Below are 3601 nucleotides of genomic sequence, written 5' to 3'. Positions count from 1 at the left end.
CACGAAGGGATGTGGGGCAAAGTCAAGGTGATCGACAAGGCCGAATTCGCGGCGCGCGCCAAAAACGGCGGGAGGTTGAGCTGTGTTGGTGAATAGAAAGCTCATTCTCGCGCATTTCTGGTTCGCTTTCGCCGTGTTCGGGCTCGCACTGTGCCTCGGCGCATGGCAGATGTTCGTCCGCAGTCCGCTCTACACCTGGATCAGCAATCCGGAATGGTACTATCGCTCGCTGACCGCGCACGGCACGGTGATGGGCTACGTGTTTCCGACGCTGGTCGCCATGGGCTTCGGCTATGCCATCTCGGAGTCGGCGCTGAAGCAGCCGCTGGTCGGCTTGCGCTGGGCCTGGGGAGGATTCTGGCTGATCGTCGCCGGCGCCGTCATGGCCATGGTGCCCGTCGCGCTCGGGCGCGCCTCGGTGCTCTACACCTTCTATCCCCCCTTGATCGGCAACGCCTTCTACTACATCGGCGTCGTTCTCGTCGTGGTCGGCTCCTGGGTCTGGGTGGCGCTGATGTCGATCAACCTCCGGGTCTGGCGGCGTGCCCATCCGGGCGAGCCGGTTCCGTTGGCGATGTTCGCCAACGTCGCGGGCTCCTATCTCTGGGCCTGGACGGCGGTCGGCGCGGCGCTCGAGCTCTTGCTGCAGATCATTCCCGTCGCGCTCGGGCTCAAGACCACCATCGATGCGGGGCTCGCGCGCGTGTTCTTCTCATGGACGCTGCACGCCATCGTCTATTTCTGGCTGATGCCGACCTACATCGCCTACTACACCATCGTGCCGCGCGCGATCGGCGGCAGGCTCTACAGCGACACCATGGCCCGCATCTCCTTCATCCTGTTCCTGGTGGTGGCGATGCCGATCGGCATGCACCACACCTTCGCCGACCCGCAGGTCGGCGCCGGCTTCAAGTTCATCCATTCGACCTTCACCGCCCTCGTCGCGCTGCCGACGCTGCTTACGGTGTTCACGATCTGCGCCTCGGTGGAGATCGCCGCGCGGCTTCGCGGCGGCCGCGGCCCGTTCGGCTGGATCTCGGCGCTGCCGTGGCAGAACCCGATCATGCTGGCGGTGGCGTTCTCGTTCGTGCTGCTCGGCTTCGGCGGCGCCGGCGGGCTCATCAACATGAGCTATCAGCTCGATGCGACGATCCACAACACGCAGTGGATCACCGGTCATTTCCACCTGATCTTCGGCGGCGCCATCGTCATCATGTACTTCGCCATCGCCTACGACCTGTGGCCTCATCTCACCGGACGCGCGCTGCCGTCACTTGCGCTCGTGCGCACGCAGCTTTGGCTCTGGTTCGTCGGCATGATCGTGACCACGTTCCCATGGCACTGGGTCGGCATTCTCGGCATGCCGCGGCGGATGGCCTACTACGACTATTCGGATCCGGCGATCGCGCCGCAGGCGTTTTCCGTGACGCTGTCGGCGATCGGCGCATTCGTTCTCCTGATCTCGGGTCTGCTGTTCCTGGTCATCCTGGCGCGCGGCATGCGGCAAGGTGCGACCGATGCCGGCGTCTGGCGCTTCAGCGTGCCCGTTCACCCCGTCCGCGCGGTCCCGCTCGCGTTGAACAGCTACGCGATCTGGGTGGCGCTGATGATCGGCCTGACGGTCACCAATTACGGCTATCCGATCCTGACGCTGGCCACGCGTGCGGATACCTCGGTGCCGGCCATCTATGTGGGAGCCCAGTGATGAGCGCCCGCGAACTATTCACCTTCCGCAATCCCTACTTCTCGGCCGCGGTCGGCCTCGCCGGCGGGCTGTTCGTGGTGACGGCCGTCGTCGGCTTCATCGTTTTGCCCTATGCGCAGAAGGACCTGCAGTTCGCAGGCCTCTGGGACGCGATCTGCAGCGCCGCCGGGCTGCCGCAGCGCGCGGCGTCCGTCCCGACGGCCAGGGTCGGGCCGCACCTTTCCGAGGCGGTGCTGACGCCGACCACGCTCGCAAGTCCGAGCCAGGAATCCATCGGGCGCGGCGCCACGCTCGCGCAGCGTTGCGCCATCTGCCACGGTCCGACCGGGATCAGCCGTGCCGATTCACCCAACCTCGCGGGCCAGTATGCCGCGGTCATCTACAAGGAATTGGTGGACTTCCGCGCCGGCGCCCGCACCAATGCCGTGATGTCTCCGTTCGCGGTGAACCTGACCGACCAGGAGATTGCCGATCTTGCGGCCTACTACGCCTATCTGCCGCGGCTGCCGGCGTACCACCCGACGCCGCAACTGCCGAAGCCGCGCATCGTGATCTATGGCGCGCCGGTCCGCGGCATTGCGCCATGCGGCGCCTGCCACGGCAGCCTCGACAACAAGACCGGCAGTCCGTGGCTGGAGGGACAGTCGGAGACCTACATGAAGGCCCAGCTTCAGGCCTTTGCCGCCAGCCGGCGCACCAACGACATCAGCCAGCAGATGCGCAACGTCGCCCGTGCCATGACGCCGCGCGAAATCGACGAGGCGGCGGCCTACTATGCATCCCAGCCGCCCGAGATCGTGAAGGCAACGGACTGAGTGGCGGGCAGGACGCGGTCAACTCCATCGGTTCACGGCGGTGTTGCAATGAGTAAGCCGGGTGGAAGTCGGATCGCTATTGCAGGGGCGTACCTTATATGATACATGAACATTATATGGAGCTAGATGTCAGGTAGCGGTCCCCACAAGATACCCGTCGTGTTCTACCGCACGCAGAGCGGGGCGGAGGTTGTGCGGGACTGGCTGCGGAGCCTGGACGACGCGGATCGTCAAGCCGTCGGCCTCGACCTCATGCGTGTTCAATATCGCTGGCCCGTGGGCATGCCGCTTTGCCGCGCGCTGGGCGACGGCTTGTGGGAGGTGCGCACGTCGCTGCCGAGCAGCCGGATCGCCCGCGTGCTGTTCAGCGTGCAGCAAGGCCGCATTCTGGTCCTCCACGGGTTCATCAAGAAAACCCGGAAGACGCCAGCGGACGACCTGGCGCTTGCGCGTCGCAGAAACCGTGAATTTGAGAAATGAAGGAGAGCAGAATGGCGAATGTGGCGAGGAAGAAGAAGGCAACACGGTCCACCGCCAAACTCACCACGCTCGATGATTTCCTCGGCGAAGAAGGCAAGCGCGACGAGTTCGAGGCCATCGCCGTCAAGGAAGTCCTTGCGTGGCAGATCGAGCAGGCGATGAAGGAGAAAAACATATCCCGCAACAATCTGGCCCAGCGCATGAAGACCTCGCGCAGCCAGATCGGGCGCCTGCTCGATCCCAGGGACGGCAATGTCACGCTGACCACCCTGCAGCGCGCTGCGCGCATGGTCGGGCGTTCGCTGCGGCTGGAACTGGTGTGACCGGTCGCTGGATCGATCCCGGCGATGCTGAACTTATACACCTGATTTGCCCGACGGGTCAAGTCTTATTCGTAATATCCGAATCATGCTGTCAGCTGCCGCCAGTTCGACGGTGCATGGCGTTGAACCTCGGATTTCGATGGGGAACAGTTCTGCCTGCGGCGTGACAACCGGTTGTGGCCCCATGTCGACGGGACCGAGAACCGCGCAAGGCCTCCCCTGAGGAAGGGGAGGCGCAATTGCTCAGTTCCTTTTCCCTCAGGCGGCGACCTGCGGCA

At 64.5% G+C, this 3601-nt stretch carries 4 protein-coding genes and 1 pseudogene; all 5 read left to right on the top strand.

What is annotated here, in order from left to right; genetic code table 11:
• Positions 1-96: pseudogene (locus KGM94_RS24240) on the top strand (cytochrome C oxidase subunit II); the annotation flags it as partial.
• Positions 83-1705, top strand: a complete 1623-nt coding sequence (locus tag KGM94_RS24235; RefSeq protein ID WP_300264959.1) for a b(o/a)3-type cytochrome-c oxidase subunit 1 — start codon at positions 83-85, stop codon at positions 1703-1705. The pseudogene KGM94_RS24240 and the gene KGM94_RS24235, both read left to right, overlap by 14 nt.
• Positions 1705-2520 (top strand): c-type cytochrome, encoded by an 816-nt coding sequence (locus KGM94_RS24230; RefSeq protein ID WP_300264956.1) that lies wholly within the window; start codon positions 1705-1707, stop codon positions 2518-2520. Before KGM94_RS24235 ends, KGM94_RS24230 begins: the two co-directional genes overlap by 1 nt.
• Positions 2521-2679: 159 nt before the next feature.
• On the top strand, positions 2680-3000 hold the full coding sequence (locus tag KGM94_RS24225) for a type II toxin-antitoxin system RelE/ParE family toxin (protein WP_300264953.1): 321 nt from the start codon (positions 2680-2682) through the stop codon (positions 2998-3000).
• Positions 3001-3011: 11 nt separating this feature from the next.
• Positions 3012-3323, top strand: coding sequence for a helix-turn-helix domain-containing protein (locus KGM94_RS24220; protein WP_300264951.1), 312 nt, complete (start codon positions 3012-3014; stop codon positions 3321-3323).
• Positions 3324-3601: the final 278 nt, after the last annotated feature.

This window comes from Bradyrhizobium sp. (assembly GCF_028868675.1).
Taxonomy (GTDB): domain Bacteria; phylum Pseudomonadota; class Alphaproteobacteria; order Rhizobiales; family Xanthobacteraceae; genus Bradyrhizobium.
This window is presented reverse-complemented; position numbering and strand designations above follow the sequence as displayed.

Coding starts and splice junctions, on each gene's coding strand:
- KGM94_RS24230 (WP_300264956.1), top strand. CDS start 1,705: ATGAGCGCCCGCGAACTATTCACCTTCCGCAATCCCTACTTCTCGGCC.
- KGM94_RS24220 (WP_300264951.1), top strand. CDS start 3,012: ATGGCGAATGTGGCGAGGAAGAAGAAGGCAACACGGTCCACCGCCAAA.